This window comes from Methylobacterium sp. R2-1 (assembly GCF_014191355.1).
In the GTDB taxonomy this organism is placed as follows: Bacteria; Pseudomonadota; Alphaproteobacteria; order Rhizobiales; family Beijerinckiaceae; genus Methylobacterium.
In genome coordinates, this window is sequence record NZ_JACHWM010000017.1 from 98,212 (window position 1) to 111,643 (window position 13,432).

The window sequence follows — 13,432 nt, forward strand, 5'->3', positions numbered from 1 at the left end:
CAAGTGCTTCGAACGCGCGGACCTCTCGGTTGCGGGTTCACCCCGAGGTCTCGCTCCCCCATCCTCTTCGGTCATCGCAACCTGCAGGATCGAACGTCCAGATACATTTCCGGACGAGGCGGCGCCGGAACGCGCCGCCGGAACGTTGCGATGATGCGAGGTTGACCCATACCTGCGTCGCGAGCTGTGAAAACGGCTATTCCGGCCGCAGCAGCACGTGCTTCTTGCGCCCGAATGAGAGTTTGATCACGCCCTCCGCCGTCAGGTCGGAGAAGCGCAGCACCGCTTTCTCGTCGCTCACCTGCACGTCGTTGATCCGAAGACCGCCGCCCTTGATCTGGCGGCGGGCCTCGCTCGTCGAAGGCACGAGCTTCGCGTAGTCCGGGCCGAAGGCAGTGAGCACGCCGAGGCCCGCCTCAAGCAATGCGGACGGCACCGGAATCGTCGGCAGGGACTGCGCCAGCGTGCCCTCGACGAAGGTCTTTCGGGCGGTCTCTGCGGCGGCGGCGGCGGCGTCCGCTCCGTGCATCAGGCCAGTCGCCTCGGTGGCGAGGATCGCCTTAGCCTCGTTGATCTCGGCGCCCTGAAGGGCGGCGAGGCGCTCGATCTCGGCAAGCGGCAGAAGGGTGAACAGCTTGAGGAAGCGCCCGACATCGGCGTCTTCGGTGTTCCGCCAAAACTGCCAGTAGTCGTAGGGCGAGAGCATCTCCGCGTCGAGCCAGACGGCGCCGGCCGCCGTCTTGCCCATCTTGGCGCCCGACGACGTCGTCAAGAGCGGACAGGTCAGGGCGTAGAGCTGCGGCGTGCCCATGCGGCGGCCGAGATCGATGCCGTTGACGATGTTGCCCCACTGGTCCGAGCCGCCCATCTGCAGACGGGTGCCGAAGCGGCGGTTCAGCTCCACGAAATCGTAGGACTGGAGGATCATGTAGTTGAACTCCAGGAACGAGAGTTCCTGGTCGCGCTCCAGCCGCATCCGCACGCTGTCCATCGACATCATGCGGTTGACCGAGAAGTGACGGCCGATGTCGCGCAGCATCTCGATGTAGTTGAGCTTCGTCAGCCACTCGGCGTTGTCGACCATCACGGCATCGTTGCCGCCCTCGCCGAAGGAGAGGAAGCGCGCGAAGGTCTTCTTGATGCCCTCCTTGTTGGCCTCGATCTGCTCCAGCGTCAGGATCTTGCGCGCCTCGTCGCGCCCCGAGGGGTCGCCGACGCGGGTGGTGCCGCCGCCCATCAGCACGACCGGCTTGCCGCCGGTCTTCTGCAGCCAGTGCAGCATCATGATCGAGAGCAGGTGGCCGACATGGAGCGAGGCCGCCGTGCAGTCGTAGCCGGTATAGGTGGTGAGACCACCCTCCGCCGCCAGCGCATCGATGCCGGCGAGGTCGGACGCCTGATGGATATAGCCGCGCTCCTGCAGCACCCGGATGAAGTCGGATTTCGGCGCGAAGCTCTCGGCGGTCATCGTGATCGGTCTCGGATTGTTTGGCGGCGCGACAGGAGCGCGGCCGGAATGCTATCCCGCGAGGGGAAGCGCTCGCGCGCGCTCTTAGCAGGGCGGCGTGCGAAAGGCACGAGCCGGCGCATCGGAGGGGGACGGCCATGGCGATGAAGCGCGCGATCGGCCTGATGAGCGGCACGTCGCTGGACGGGATCGACGTGGCGCTGATCGAGAGCGACGGCGAGCGCATCCGAATCGTCAAATCCGCCAACGGCCTCATCGCACCGCTCGGACCGACGGGCTACCGCGCCTACGGCGAGGATGAGAAGGCACTGCTGCGCGAGGCGACCCGCGACGCCGAGGCTATCGGCGGCCGCCGCGACCGGCCCGGACGCCTGGGCGAGGCGGAAGCCTTCGTCACCCGCGCCCATGCCGAAGCCGTCGAAGCGTTTTTGGCCGAGAGCGGCCTCCGGCCGGAAGACATCGACGTGATCGGCTTCCACGGCCAGACGGTGATCCACCGGCCGAGGCTCGGCATCACGGTTCAGATCGGCGACGGCGCGGCCCTGGCGGAGCGACTCGGCATCCGGGTCGTGTCCGACATGCGTGCCAACGACGTCGCGCAGGGCGGCCAGGGCGCGCCGCTGGTGCCGGTGTTCCACAAGGCACTGGCCGAGGCTGCGGGCTTTGCCGGCCCGCTCGGCATCCTCAACATCGGCGGGCTCGCCAATGCCACCCTGATCGACTCGAGCGGCAACATGCTCGCCTTCGATACGGGCCCGGGCAACGGGCCGATCAACGACTGGATGAAGGAGCGCGTCGGCCAGGATTTCGACGCGGACGGTGCGACCGCCGCACGCGGCACGGCGGACGCAGGCCTGCTCGAAAACCTGCTCGGCCATCCACTGATCCTGCGCACGCCGCCGAAATCCCTCGATCGGAACTGGTTCTCGCATCGGCTCGCCGGCTACCTGACGGTCGAGGACGGGGCGGCGACGCTCACTGCCTTCACCGCCCATGCCGTTGCCCGCAGCCTTGCCTTCGCCAGCGAGCGCCCGACCCGCTGGATCGTCGGGGGCGGGGGCGCGAAGAACCGGACACTGATGGCGATGCTGCAGCGGCTCCTCGACGCCGAGGTGCTGAATGCTGACGCGATCGGCTGGTCCTCGGACTTCCTCGAAGCCCAGGCCTTCGCCTATCTCGCGCTCCGCTCGCTGGAAGGGCTGCCCCTCACTTATCCGACGACCACGGGGGTGAGCGCGCCGGTCACGGGCGGGATCGTCTCCGAGCCGTGAGTCTCGGTCACGCCCTGCGCCGCATCGTTGAGGAATACCCGCTCGCGCGCACCGACCCGCCGGCCGGGCATCCGCTCGCGCACGTGATCCGAAAGGGAGCGCCGGACGAGTTGCGCCAGGCACTCGCGCCGTTGCAAGGCCCGTTCCTCGTCAAGGGAAGCTCTGGCCGCGGCAGTCATTGGGCAACGGTGCCGTGGCTGGCGGTGTTCGACCCCGCCGTGACGACGAGCGCCACCCGCGGCTACTACCTCGTCTACCTGTTCCCGGCACACCAGGAGGCGGTGCATCTCTCGCTGGCCCAGGGGACGGTGGCGGCGATCCGCGAGCACGGGCCGCGCTCGGGCGATTATCTGCGCGACAGCGGCGTGCGGCTGCGGCAACGCCTCTCGGATTTCGCCGCCGATCTGCCGGTGACGGCAATCACGCTCGGCAGCGCGGGCGAGCTGCCCGAGGGCTACGAAGCGGCCCACATTCTCGGCCGGACCTATGATCTCGATGCGCTGGCCGACGAGCGGCGGCTGCACGCCGACCTCGCCACGAGCGTCGCCGCCTACCGGGCTCTGAAGGTGCGAGGCGGGCTCGATCTTCCAGTGCAACGCTGAAGCGTCAGTGGGATGAGATCACGGAGGCCGTGAGGCGAACATTCAGCGCGTTGAGGACGCGTAACGCCGTGTCGAGGCTCGGATTGCCGTCATCTGACAGCGCCCGGTAGAGGCTTTCCCGCGATAGCCCTGTCTCGCGCGCGATCTGGGTCATGCCGCGGGCACGCGCCGCGACACCGAGCGCCCGGCGAAACAGCGCGGCATCGCCCTCCTCGATAGCCGCAGCGAGATATTCGGCGACGGCCTCGTCACTGTCGAGGAATTCAGCCGAATCGTAGGGGCTCATCTCTGTCATGGTTTTTCTTTCAGCGCCGCCGCGAGGGATTGTGCACGGGCGATGTCGCGCTTCTGAGTGGCCTTGTCCCCTCCACAAAGAAGGATGACGAGGGTTCTCTCGCGATACGTGAAGTAGATCCGATAGCCCGGCCCGTAATCGATCCTCAATTCGCTGGCGCCTCCGCCAACAGGCTTCGAATCACCTTCATGGCCGAGTGCGAGGCGGTCGAGCCGCAAGGCGATCCGTGCCTTGGCACGATCGTCCCGAAGACCTCTGAGCCAGTCCGCGAAGAAGCGGGTTCGGACAATCTCCGGCATATCGGAACGTAGCCTATGGGCTACATTCCTGCAACAGGCATTCCGGTCGACCTGATACCCGACTGCGTTCGGTGGAGCGAAGATCGGGGGGAATTTGTACCGCCCGGCATCCCGCGCTAAGGCACGCACGCCATGTCGCACAACACCTTCGGCCACCTGTTCCGCGTCACCACCTTCGGCGAGAGCCACGGGGTAGCACTCGGCTGCGTGGTGGACGGGTGCCCGCCCGGCCTCGCCCTGGAAGCCGACGAGATTCAGGCGGAACTCGACCGGCGTAAGCCCGGCCAGTCCCGCTTCACCACGCAGCGGCGCGAGCCCGATCAGGTGAAGATCCTGTCGGGCGTGTTCAGTGACGACCGCACCGGCGGACGCCAGCTCACCACCGGCACGCCGATCGCGCTGATGATCGAGAACACCGACCAGCGCTCAAAAGATTATTCCGAGATCCGCGACAGCTATCGCCCCGGCCACGCCGATTACACCTACGACGCCAAGTACGGTTTTCGCGATTATCGCGGCGGAGGCCGGTCGTCGGCGCGAGAGACCGCGGCGCGGGTCGCGGCCGGTGCCATCGCCCGCAAGGTGATCCCCGGCATCACCATCCGCGCCGCCCTGGTGCAGATGGGGCCGCACGCGATCGACCGCGCGAACTGGAATTGGGAGCAGGTCGGCAACAACCCATTCTTCTGTCCCGACGCGAAGGCGGCGCAGCTCTACGAGACCTATCTCGACGGGATCCGGAAGGACGGCTCGTCAGTCGGTGCGGTGATCGAGGTGGTGGCCGAAGGCGTGCCGCCCGGCCTCGGTGCACCGATCTACGGCAAGCTCGACGCGGATCTGGCCGCCGCGATGATGTCGATCAACGCGGTCAAGGGCGTCGAGATCGGCGATGGTTTCGCCGCAGCGGCGCTCCGCGGTGAGGACAACGCCGACGAGATGCGCGCCGGCAATGACGGCCGCCCGCGCTTTCTCGCCAACCATGCCGGCGGCATCCTGGGGGGCATCTCGTCGGGGGAGCCGATCGTGGTGCGCTTTGCCGTGAAGCCGACTTCCTCGATTCTAACGCCGCGCCAGAGCGTGAACCGCGAAGGCGACGAGATCGACCTGATCACCAAGGGCCGCCACGACCCCTGCGTCGGCATCCGCGCCGTACCCGTCGCCGAGGCGATGATGGCCTGCGTGCTGGCCGATCACTATCTTCGCCATCGCGGGCAGAACGGCGAGCGCGCCTGACTGCCCCTTTCGAACCGCTGAACGAGACGAAGCCCGTGCCCCATTGCAGCGTCACCGAGGCCATCGAGGCCTTCGCCCGCGGCGAGATCGTGGTCGTCACCGACGACGACGATCGCGAGAACGAGGGCGATCTCGTCGTCGCCGCCTCGCTATGCACGCCGGAGAAGATGGCGTTCATCATCCGCAACACCTGCGGCATCGTCTGCGCGCCGATCACTCTGGACGAGGCGCGCCGCCTCCATCTCGACCCGATGGTGGCCTCGAACGACGCGCCGCTCGGCACCGCCTTCACCGTGACCGTGGACGTGCGCCACGGCCTCACCACCGGCATCTCGGCCGAACAGCGCTGCAACACGGTCCGCGCGCTGGCCAACGGCAATATGGGCGCGGGCGACTTCGTGCGGCCCGGCCACGTCTTCCCGCTCATCGCCCGCGATGGCGGCGTGCTGATGCGCTCCGGCCATACCGAGGCGGCCGTCGATCTGTGCAAGCTCGCGGGCCTGCCCCCGGTCGGCGTGATCTGCGAACTCGCCAACGACGACGGCACCGTGATGAAGGGGCCGCAGATCGACGCGTTTTCCGAGCAGCACAGCCTCAAGCGGGTCTCGGTGGCCGATCTCATCGCCTACCGTCAGGCCCGCGACCGGCTGGTCGAGCGGGTCGGCACCTTCCCGGTCAAGACCGAGTTCGGCGCGATGACCGGCTACGCCTACGTCACGCCGTTCGAGCCGATCCAGCAATTCGCCTTCGTCCACGGCGCCATCGGCGACGGCCGCAACGTGCCAGTGCGCCTGCACCGCTCCAACGTCGTCGCCGACGTGATCGAGGGCGGCGGGCAGATCGAGAGCGTGATGCGCCGCTTCGCCAAGGAAGGCCGGGGCATCCTCGTCTATCTGCGCGACGGAACGGCGGGCGTGCCGCTCAACCGCTACGCGGAGGAGGGCGCCGAGGCGCAGCGCGTGCGCCAATGGCGCGAAGTCGGGCTGGGCGCGCAGATCCTGCGCGACCTCGGTGTGGTCTCGATCCGCAACCTGTCCTCGTCGTCCCGCGCCTATGTCGGCCTGTCGGGCTTCGGCATCGAGCTGGTCAGCGAGGAGCCGCTGGAGGGCTGAGGACAGCGGCGGCGCTGCCCCTTGCGGACAAGCGCGGCCGTTCCCAGTTCCTTTCTGAGGCGGCCCCTCCGGCTGCCGTCTGCGGAAAAGGAGCGCGCATGGTCCTCGTCGCCTGTCCCGCCTGCGATCACCGAATCTCTGAGAAGGCCGTCGCCTGCCCGTCCTGCGGGCATCCCGGCCGCCAGACCGACCGGCACGGGCTCGTGCCGGCCCTCGGTCGCGTCGCCGGGACCTACGTCTCCGCCAACGCGATCACCGGGGCGATCCTCGGTAGCGTGATGTTCGTCAGCTTCGCGGCCGTGCTCATCACCCTGATCCTGACGCACCGATAGGCTGCCCAGTAGGGGCAGTGCCCGTCACCGCCCCATCAGCGCGTCCACATGCGCGGCGACCGAGCGGGCGAGCCCGTCGAGGCTGTAGCCACCCTCCAGGATCGATACGACCCGGCCGCCCGCGTGGCGGTCGGCAACCTCCATCAGCCGGCGCGTGGCCCAGCCGAAATCCGCCTCTTCAAGCTGGATGTTGGCCAGCGGGTCGAGCTTGTGCGCGTCGAACCCCGCCGAGATCACGATGAGATCCGGCGCGAAGGCGTCGAGCCGCGGCAGGATCCGCGCCTCGAAGGCTTCCCGAAAGATCTCGCTGCCGTCGAAGGCCTTGAGCGGCGCGTTGACGATGGTGTCGTGGTCGCCCCGCTCCCCCGTCCCGCCCGAGCCGGGAAACAGCGGCATCTGGTGGGTCGAGGCGTACATCACGCTCTTGTCGGCCCAGAAGATGTCCTGCGAGCCGTTGCCGTGGTGGACGTCGAAATCCACCAGGGCGACGCGCGAGGCGCCGAACGCCTTCTGAGCGTGGCGCACAGCGATGGCCGCGTGATTGAACAGGCAGAAGCCCATGGCACGGTCGCGCTCGGCGTGGTGGCCGGGCGGGCGCATACCGACGAAGGCGTTGGTGCACTCCCCCTTCATCACCGCATCGACGGCGTGGTTCGATCCGCCGATCGCGTGCAGGCAGGTGTTGAGCGAGCCCGGCGACATCAGCGTATCGCCGTCGATCTGGAAGAAGCCGTCGTCGGGCGAAGCGGCGACGATGGTCTCGACGAAGGCCGCCGCGTGGACGAGTTCGGCGACAGAAGCCTCCGCCTTTGGGGCGTGGCAGCGGACGAGGGCGGCGAAGCGCTCGTTCTCAAGGGCGCGCTCCACCGCCTGCATGCGGGCGGGCCGCTCCGGATGCCCGGTCGGGACCGCGTGTTCGATTGCGCTCGGATGGGTGACGTACAGGGTGCTCAGGGCCGTTTCTCCCGGGTGCGCGAAACGGTGATGCCGAGCCTCGGCGCTCCCGCCTCGTCACGCGCCGCCCTGCGGAGGCAGGGCGACCTTGTTGTTGCCGATGCGGCGCTTCAGGCTTTCGCCGGAGCGACCGTTCTTGTTGTCTCGAACTTGTCGATCTTGTCGCCCGCATGCAACAGGGCAAACCGGGACGACGGCCCGGATCGCCTTCTTCCACAACAGGCCGCTTGCCAGCCCAAGCTTGGCCATAAACGCTCGCTCAACCTGCGGTCGATTCCTCGTACGACCGGCCACCCGCCATGCGTCCATCGCCCGCCCTCGTTCTCCTCGCGGGCCTCCTCCCGGTGGCCGCCGGTTTGACCGCCTGTCAGTCGCAGACGGCGCCGGTTCAGGCGGTGGCCGCGTTGCCCGCCGTTCCGCCGCTGCCGCCGGGGCCGGAGCGCGACGCGGCCTGGATGAAGCTCGCGCCGAAAGCGCCCATCGATCCGGCGCTCGCCCGCTCCACGGTCGATTTTGCGACGCGGGAGGCCGTGGGCACCATCGTCGTCGATACGACCGAGCGGCGGCTCTACCTCGTGCAGCCCGGCGGCAAGGCGTTGCGCTACCCCGTTTCGGTCGGCCGGGCGGGTGTGGAATGGACCGGACGGGCGGAGATCGACCGCAAGCTCGAATGGCCGGACTGGAACCCGGCCCCGGAAATGATCGGCCGCCATCCCGACCTGCCGCCACGCCTGGAAGGCGGCCCCTTCAGCCCGATCGGCGCCCGCGCGCTCTATCTCGCGCAGAATCGAAAGGACACGCTCTACCGCATCCACGGCACCAACGAGCCGGAGACGATCGGACAGGCGGTCTCCTCGGGCTGCATCCGCATGCTCAACGAGGACGTGATGGACCTCTACGATCGCGTCCCGGTCGGGACGAAGGTCGTGGTGCGATGAAGAGAGTCTTACTTCTCGAAGGCAAGAATTCCGAAAGGCTCAATCGTGAGCAGGCGTTTACCTGAACACGGGTTCAGATTTGGCCATTAACCTCTTCGAGCGTTGCGGTCCGTATTGTCAGCACAGACACGGACAAACACCGGCAACAACGGGCCGGGGAGGCATCAAACCATGACCAACACTGCGCTTGAACTGTTCTGCACCCGCATCGTCGATGCCGGCCGCCTGACCCAGGACGACGTTCGCGAGCTCGCCCGCGAGATCCTGCCCGACGGCATCATGGGCCGTGACGAGGCGGACCTGCTGCTGGCGCTCGACCGCGCCGTCGCCGACACCCACGAGGGCTTTGCTGCCTTCGTTACGGCGGAAGTCGTGAACTTCGCCGTCTATGGCGAGCGCCCGACCGGGATCATCACCCGCGAGATGTCCGCGTGGCTCTCTGCCTCGATCGCCGGCCGCAAGGGTCCGACCGCGCTGGGCGGCCGCATCGCCATGGAGATCGTGCGCGAGGCCGAGACCAGCGACGAGGTGCTGATCGCTTTCGCCCTCAAGGCCAAGAGCGCGACGGCCAAGCCCGTCGAATGCCGCGCCGGTCGCCTGCCTTGCGCTGCATGATGAATTCAGTTTTGAGGTCAGCAGCGCCATCGGCATCGGCGTCGCAGCCAGCAACTGAGCATCGCCGAAATTCGAATTGACAGCCCCTCAATCGGATTTCACCGAGGCTGGCCTTTTGGGCTGTGCGGCACAGCTTCCGTCTCTCGCATAACTGCTTTATCGGGATGCGTTCGGGCTTGCCTTCGGGAGGGGCAGGCCAGGACAGTCTCCCTCGAGAAGCGGCTGCGATGTTCGATAAGATCCTGATTGCCAACCGGGGCGAAATCGCCTGCCGTATCATCAAGACGGCCCGGAAAATGGGCATCAAGACGGTGGCCGTCTACTCCGACGCCGACCGTGACGCGGTCCATGTGGCAATGGCCGACGAGGCCGTGCATATCGGCCCGGCACCCGCTGCGCAGTCCTATCTCGTGATCGACAAGATCATCGACGCCTGCAGGCAGACTGGAGCGCAGGCGGTCCATCCGGGCTATGGCTTCCTCTCCGAGCGCGAGGCCTTCCCGAAGGCGCTGGCCGAAGCCGGCATCGTCTTCATCGGGCCGAATCCGGGCGCCATCGCCGCCATGGGCGACAAGATCGAGTCGAAGAAGGCTGCGGCTGCGGCCAAGGTCTCGACGGTGCCGGGCTTCCTCGGCGTGATCGAGAGCCCCGAGCATGCCGTGAAGATCGCCGACGAGATCGGCTATCCCGTCATGATCAAGGCCTCCGCCGGCGGCGGCGGCAAGGGCATGCGCATCGCCGAGTCGGCCGACGAGGTCGCCGAGGGCTTCGCCCGCGCCAAGTCCGAGGCCTCGTCCTCCTTCGGCGATGACCGCGTCTTCATCGAGAAGTTCATCACCGATCCGCGCCACATCGAGATCCAGGTGATCGGCGACAAGCACGGCAACGTGATCTATCTCGGCGAGCGCGAGTGCTCGATCCAGCGCCGCAACCAGAAGGTCATCGAGGAGGCCCCGTCGCCGCTCCTCGACGAGGAGACCCGCCGCAAGATGGGCGAGCAGGCGGTCGCGCTCGCCAAAGCCGTGAACTACGACTCCGCCGGCACGGTCGAGTTCGTCGCCGGTCAGGACAAGTCTTTCTACTTCCTCGAAATGAACACCCGCCTCCAGGTGGAGCACCCGGTCACCGAGATGATCACCGGGCTCGATCTTGTCGAGCTGATGATCCGGGTGGCCGCCGGTGAGCAGCTGCCGCTGACGCAGGAACAGGTGAAGCTGAACGGCTGGGCGGTCGAGAGCCGCGTCTATGCCGAGGATCCGACCCGCAACTTCCTGCCCTCGATCGGCCGGCTGACGACCTACCAGCCGCCGGAGGAAGGCCCGCTTGGCGGGGCGATCGTGCGCAACGATACCGGCGTGGAGGAGGGCGGCGAGATCGCGATCCACTACGATCCGATGATCGCCAAGCTCGTCACCTGGGCGCCGACCCGGCTGGAGGCCATCGAGGCGCAGGCGACCGCCCTCGACGCCTTCGCCATCGACGGCATCCGCCACAACATCCCGTTCCTCGCGACCCTGATGGCCCATCCCCGCTGGCGCGAGGGCCGGCTCTCGACGGGCTTCATCAAGGAGGAGTTCCCGGAAGGCTTCACCGCCCCCGCACCCGAGGGACAGGTCGCCCGGCGGCTCGCGGCGGTCGCAGCGGCGATCGACCACAAGCTCAATATCCGCAAGCGCGGCATCTCCGGCCAGATGCGCGACCCGAGCCTGCTGACATTCCAGCGCGAGCGCGTGGTGGTGCTCTCCGGCGAGCGCTTCAACGTCACCGTCGATGCGCAGGGCGACGATCTCCTCGTCACCTTCGACGACGGCACGGTGGCACCGGTGCGCAGCGAATGGCGCCCCGGCGAGCCGGTCTGGAGCGGCACGGTCGGCAATGAGCCGGTGGCGATCCAAGTGCGTCCGCTCCTCAACGGCGTGTTCCTGCAGCACGCGGGTGCAGCGGCGGAAGCGCGGGTGTTCACCCGCCGTGAGGCCGAACTCGCCGATCTGATGCCTGTCAAGGAGAATGCCGGCTCCGGCAAGCAGCTCCTTTGCCCGATGCCTGGCCTGGTCAAGCAGATCATGGTCACGGAAGGCCAGGAGGTGAAGAACGGTGAGCCGCTGGCCATCGTCGAGGCGATGAAGATGGAGAACGTGTTGCGTGCCGAGCGCGACGGCACCGTCTCCAAGATCGCCGCCAAGGAAGGCGACAGCCTCGCGGTCGACGCGGTGATCCTGGAATTCGCCTGATTGGACTTTGCCTGATCGGTGCGGCGACCGTCCGTCGCCGCGGCCTTCGCGGTGATCGGCGGTGTCACGCCGGTCACTGCCCTGCGCTCTGGCGTGTGGGACGCGCCGTCGAGCGAGCGAAACGTGCCCGGCGCGTAGGCACGCCGCTCGCACCCTCCGCCGAAAAGCCATGCCCCTCTACTTCGCCTACGGCGCCAACATGGACGCCGCCGCCATGGCCCAGCGCTGCCCGGCCTCCCAGCTGATCGGGCGCGGACGCTTGCCGCGGCACCGCTTCATCATCATGCGGGAGGGCTGGGCCTCCGTCGTGCGCGCGCCGGGCGCCACCGTATGGGGCGTGCTGTGGGAGTTGGCACTCTCCGACGTGCCGGCCCTCGACCGTTACGAGGGCGTGGCGGGCGGACTCTACGTGAAGGCCTATCAGCCGGTCGTCACCGAGGGCGGCACGAAGCGCGCCCTGATCTATCTCGGCCGCAGTCAAGCCGGCGGCCTGCCGCGGCCCGGCTACCTCGAAGCCGTGCTTGCCGCGGGGGAGGCGGCGCAACTGCCCGGGCCTTATCTGCAGGAGATCCGCGGCTGGCAGCGCCGTGCTCCGGCCTGATCGGCTCGCAGCCGTGACCGATCTCGTCGCGACGCGGTCGGCGGCGTGCTCCCCGTCCGGCCGCTATGGTATCGTCGACCATCACCGGCGACTGCCCGTCGATCGAAACGCCTGAGATCCTGCCACCTTGAGCACCGACAGCAAGACCATCCGGGTCGTGATCCGCGGCCGCGTCCAGGGCGTGTCCTACCGCGCCTGGACCAAGAAGCAGGCCGACCGGCACGGCATCGCCGGATGGGTCCGCAATCGGCCCGACCGTACGGTCGAGGCGCTGTTCACCGGTCCGGCCGAGGCGGTGGAGGCGCTGTTGACCGCCTGCCGGCGCGGCCCCTTCGCGGCGCGGGTCGATGGCATCGACGTCAGCGAAGAGGCCGATCCCGCCTCAAGCACGGGTTTCGAGATACGCGCCTAGAAACCGCGAGGGCTTGCCCGCTACGCCTCCGGCCTGTAGCCGCCGGGGTAGCTTCCGAGCCGGACCGGCAAGACGACATCGCGATGACGACGCCCTGACCATGTGGGACCTCCACGCCTTTTCCCCGCTCGACTTCGCCGCCCTCGTCTTCTTCGTGGCAGCCTGGGCCGGCTACAGCTTCGCGGTGGCTCGGCGGCGGGGCGACCGGCTGAGCCTCAGCCAGATCATGAACCGCCAGCGGCGCAACTGGGCGGTCCAGATGATCGCCCGCGACAACCGCGTCGTGGATACGACGATCAACGCCTCTCTCCAGAACGGCACCGCCTTCTTCGCCTCGACCTCGCTGATCGCGCTCGGATCGGTGCTGACGCTCTCGCGTTCGGGCGACGACGTGCTGAACTTGTTCTCGGCGCTGCCCTTCGGCACGGGCACCACCCGCCAGACCTGGGAAATCAAGGTCGCCGGACTCGCGATGGTGTTCGTCTACGCCTTCTTCAAATTCGCCTGGGCCTACCGGCTGTTCAATTACGGCGCGATCCTGATCGGCGCGGTGCCGCCCAAGGGCTCCGGCGCCTCCGAGGCGGTGATGCGGCGCGCGGCCGAGCGGGCCGGCGCGATGAACGTGGCGGCCGGGTCGCATTTCGCGAAAGGACAGCGTGCCTTCCTGTTCGCACTGGCCTATCTCGGCTGGTTCGTGAGCGCGCCGGTGCTGATGCTGGCCACTGCCAGCGTGGTCTGGGTGATGTGGCGGCGCCAGTTCGCCTCGCCGATCCGCACCGCGCTGCTCGCCGAGGAGGATTCCCATGGCCGATGAAGCCGCGATCGAAGAGACGATGCTGCGGCTCGTGAGCGAGCGCGGGGCCGACAAGACCTGCTGCCCCTCCGAGATCGCCCGCGCCCTCGGCGGCCCCCATCCGGACGGCTGGAGCCCGCTGATGCAGCCGGTCCGCCGCGTCGCGGTGCGTCTGACCAAGGAGGGCCGGGTGCAAATTCTTCGGAAGGGCAAGCCCGTGGATGACCCGGACGATTTCCGCGGGATCTACCGTCTGAGCCTGCCGAGAGCGTAGGA

Annotated in this window: 17 protein-coding genes; 12 read left to right on the top strand and 5 right to left on the bottom strand. The window is 68.0% G+C overall.

The genetic code is table 11. The features are described 5' to 3' along the window. Window positions 1-196 precede the first annotated feature (196 nt). On the bottom strand, window positions 197-1,468 hold the full coding sequence (gene tyrS / locus FHU13_RS22275) for a tyrosine--tRNA ligase (protein ID WP_183438032.1): 1,272 nt from the start codon (window positions 1,466-1,468) through the stop codon (window positions 197-199). A gap of 137 nt (window positions 1,469-1,605) precedes the next feature. Here tyrS and FHU13_RS22280 point away from each other — a divergent pair, with 137 nt between their 5' ends. Together FHU13_RS22280 and FHU13_RS22285 are read left to right on the top strand one after the other, a co-directional pair. Next, on the top strand, window positions 1,606-2,739 hold the full coding sequence (locus FHU13_RS22280) for an anhydro-N-acetylmuramic acid kinase (RefSeq protein WP_183438033.1): 1,134 nt from the start codon (window positions 1,606-1,608) through the stop codon (window positions 2,737-2,739). Continuing rightward, complete coding sequence (locus FHU13_RS22285) at window positions 2,736-3,341, top strand: DUF3578 domain-containing protein (protein WP_183438034.1); 606 nt, start codon at window positions 2,736-2,738, stop codon at window positions 3,339-3,341. The genes FHU13_RS22280 and FHU13_RS22285 overlap by 4 nt, the downstream gene beginning before the upstream one ends. A gap of 4 nt (window positions 3,342-3,345) precedes the next feature. Here FHU13_RS22285 and FHU13_RS22290 read toward each other — a convergent pair whose 3' ends face one another. Both FHU13_RS22290 and FHU13_RS22295 read right to left on the bottom strand, forming a co-directional pair. After that, the gene (locus tag FHU13_RS22290) at window positions 3,346-3,636 is read right to left on the bottom strand and encodes an addiction module antidote protein (RefSeq protein ID WP_183438035.1); all 291 of its coding nucleotides are present in this window, start codon (window positions 3,634-3,636) and stop codon (window positions 3,346-3,348) included. Continuing rightward, window positions 3,633-3,935: a type II toxin-antitoxin system RelE/ParE family toxin gene (locus FHU13_RS22295; RefSeq protein ID WP_183438074.1), complete on the bottom strand. Its 303-nt coding sequence runs from the start codon at window positions 3,933-3,935 to the stop codon at window positions 3,633-3,635. The genes FHU13_RS22290 and FHU13_RS22295 overlap by 4 nt, the downstream gene beginning before the upstream one ends. A gap of 132 nt (window positions 3,936-4,067) precedes the next feature. On the opposite strand from FHU13_RS22295, the gene aroC reads away from it, so the two are divergent. From aroC to FHU13_RS22310, 3 genes are all read left to right on the top strand, one after another. Further along, window positions 4,068-5,168, top strand: coding sequence for a chorismate synthase (gene aroC, locus FHU13_RS22300; RefSeq protein ID WP_183438036.1), 1,101 nt, complete (start codon window positions 4,068-4,070; stop codon window positions 5,166-5,168). 35 nt (window positions 5,169-5,203) lie between these two features. After that, complete coding sequence (gene ribB / locus FHU13_RS22305) at window positions 5,204-6,280, top strand: 3,4-dihydroxy-2-butanone-4-phosphate synthase (RefSeq protein WP_183438037.1); 1,077 nt, start codon at window positions 5,204-5,206, stop codon at window positions 6,278-6,280. A gap of 98 nt (window positions 6,281-6,378) precedes the next feature. After that, window positions 6,379-6,612 (top strand): zinc ribbon domain-containing protein, encoded by a 234-nt coding sequence (locus FHU13_RS22310; RefSeq protein ID WP_183438038.1) that lies wholly within the window; start codon window positions 6,379-6,381, stop codon window positions 6,610-6,612. A 24-nt stretch (window positions 6,613-6,636) separates the two neighbouring features. Here the strand turns inward: FHU13_RS22310 and FHU13_RS22315 are convergent, their stop codons facing one another. Further along, window positions 6,637-7,488: a histone deacetylase family protein gene (locus tag FHU13_RS22315; protein WP_246714789.1), complete on the bottom strand. Its 852-nt coding sequence runs from the start codon at window positions 7,486-7,488 to the stop codon at window positions 6,637-6,639. A gap of 135 nt (window positions 7,489-7,623) precedes the next feature. After that, window positions 7,624-7,815, bottom strand: coding sequence for a hypothetical protein (locus FHU13_RS22320; protein ID WP_183438039.1), 192 nt, complete (start codon window positions 7,813-7,815; stop codon window positions 7,624-7,626). Between the two features lie 50 nt (window positions 7,816-7,865). Between FHU13_RS22320 and FHU13_RS22325 the strand changes: the two genes are divergently transcribed. From FHU13_RS22325 to FHU13_RS22355, 7 genes are all read left to right on the top strand, one after another. Beyond that, on the top strand, window positions 7,866-8,504 hold the full coding sequence (locus FHU13_RS22325; protein ID WP_183438040.1) for a L,D-transpeptidase: 639 nt from the start codon (window positions 7,866-7,868) through the stop codon (window positions 8,502-8,504). Between the two features lie 171 nt (window positions 8,505-8,675). Then, window positions 8,676-9,119 carry a hypothetical protein gene (locus tag FHU13_RS22330; protein ID WP_183438041.1) on the top strand — a complete coding sequence of 148 codons (444 nt, stop codon included), beginning with the start codon at window positions 8,676-8,678 and terminating at the stop codon, window positions 9,117-9,119. A gap of 227 nt (window positions 9,120-9,346) precedes the next feature. Continuing rightward, a complete protein-coding gene (locus FHU13_RS22335; protein ID WP_183438042.1) occupies window positions 9,347-11,350 on the top strand; it encodes an acetyl/propionyl/methylcrotonyl-CoA carboxylase subunit alpha in 2,004 nt (667 codons plus the stop codon). Window positions 11,351-11,519: 169 nt separating this feature from the next. Beyond that, window positions 11,520-11,951: a gamma-glutamylcyclotransferase family protein gene (locus FHU13_RS22340; RefSeq protein WP_183438043.1), complete on the top strand. Its 432-nt coding sequence runs from the start codon at window positions 11,520-11,522 to the stop codon at window positions 11,949-11,951. A gap of 127 nt (window positions 11,952-12,078) precedes the next feature. After that, window positions 12,079-12,363 (top strand): acylphosphatase, encoded by a 285-nt coding sequence (locus tag FHU13_RS22345; protein ID WP_183438044.1) that lies wholly within the window; start codon window positions 12,079-12,081, stop codon window positions 12,361-12,363. 100 nt (window positions 12,364-12,463) lie between these two features. Beyond that, on the top strand, window positions 12,464-13,177 hold the full coding sequence (locus FHU13_RS22350; protein WP_183438045.1) for a DUF599 domain-containing protein: 714 nt from the start codon (window positions 12,464-12,466) through the stop codon (window positions 13,175-13,177). Continuing rightward, the gene (locus FHU13_RS22355) at window positions 13,167-13,430 is read left to right on the top strand and encodes a DUF3253 domain-containing protein (RefSeq protein WP_183438046.1); all 264 of its coding nucleotides are present in this window, start codon (window positions 13,167-13,169) and stop codon (window positions 13,428-13,430) included. Before FHU13_RS22350 ends, FHU13_RS22355 begins: the two co-directional genes overlap by 11 nt. Window positions 13,431-13,432: the final 2 nt, after the last annotated feature.

What these genes read in the sequence shown, in the direction of transcription:
- tyrS (WP_183438032.1), bottom strand. Translation starts at nt 1,468, where the DNA reads ATGACCGCCGAGAGCTTCGCGCCGAAATCCGACTTCATCCGGGTGCTG.
- FHU13_RS22280 (WP_183438033.1), top strand. Translation starts at nt 1,606, where the DNA reads ATGGCGATGAAGCGCGCGATCGGCCTGATGAGCGGCACGTCGCTGGAC.
- FHU13_RS22290 (WP_183438035.1), bottom strand. Translation starts at nt 3,636, where the DNA reads ATGACAGAGATGAGCCCCTACGATTCGGCTGAATTCCTCGACAGTGAC.
- FHU13_RS22295 (WP_183438074.1), bottom strand. Translation starts at nt 3,935, where the DNA reads ATGCCGGAGATTGTCCGAACCCGCTTCTTCGCGGACTGGCTCAGAGGT.
- aroC (WP_183438036.1), top strand. Translation starts at nt 4,068, where the DNA reads ATGTCGCACAACACCTTCGGCCACCTGTTCCGCGTCACCACCTTCGGC.
- FHU13_RS22310 (WP_183438038.1), top strand. Translation starts at nt 6,379, where the DNA reads ATGGTCCTCGTCGCCTGTCCCGCCTGCGATCACCGAATCTCTGAGAAG.
- FHU13_RS22315 (WP_246714789.1), bottom strand. Translation starts at nt 7,488, where the DNA reads ATGCAGGCGGTGGAGCGCGCCCTTGAGAACGAGCGCTTCGCCGCCCTC.
- FHU13_RS22320 (WP_183438039.1), bottom strand. Translation starts at nt 7,815, where the DNA reads ATGGCCAAGCTTGGGCTGGCAAGCGGCCTGTTGTGGAAGAAGGCGATC.
- FHU13_RS22325 (WP_183438040.1), top strand. Translation starts at nt 7,866, where the DNA reads ATGCGTCCATCGCCCGCCCTCGTTCTCCTCGCGGGCCTCCTCCCGGTG.
- FHU13_RS22330 (WP_183438041.1), top strand. Translation starts at nt 8,676, where the DNA reads ATGACCAACACTGCGCTTGAACTGTTCTGCACCCGCATCGTCGATGCC.
- FHU13_RS22335 (WP_183438042.1), top strand. Translation starts at nt 9,347, where the DNA reads ATGTTCGATAAGATCCTGATTGCCAACCGGGGCGAAATCGCCTGCCGT.
- FHU13_RS22340 (WP_183438043.1), top strand. Translation starts at nt 11,520, where the DNA reads ATGCCCCTCTACTTCGCCTACGGCGCCAACATGGACGCCGCCGCCATG.
- FHU13_RS22350 (WP_183438045.1), top strand. Translation starts at nt 12,464, where the DNA reads ATGTGGGACCTCCACGCCTTTTCCCCGCTCGACTTCGCCGCCCTCGTC.
- FHU13_RS22355 (WP_183438046.1), top strand. Translation starts at nt 13,167, where the DNA reads ATGGCCGATGAAGCCGCGATCGAAGAGACGATGCTGCGGCTCGTGAGC.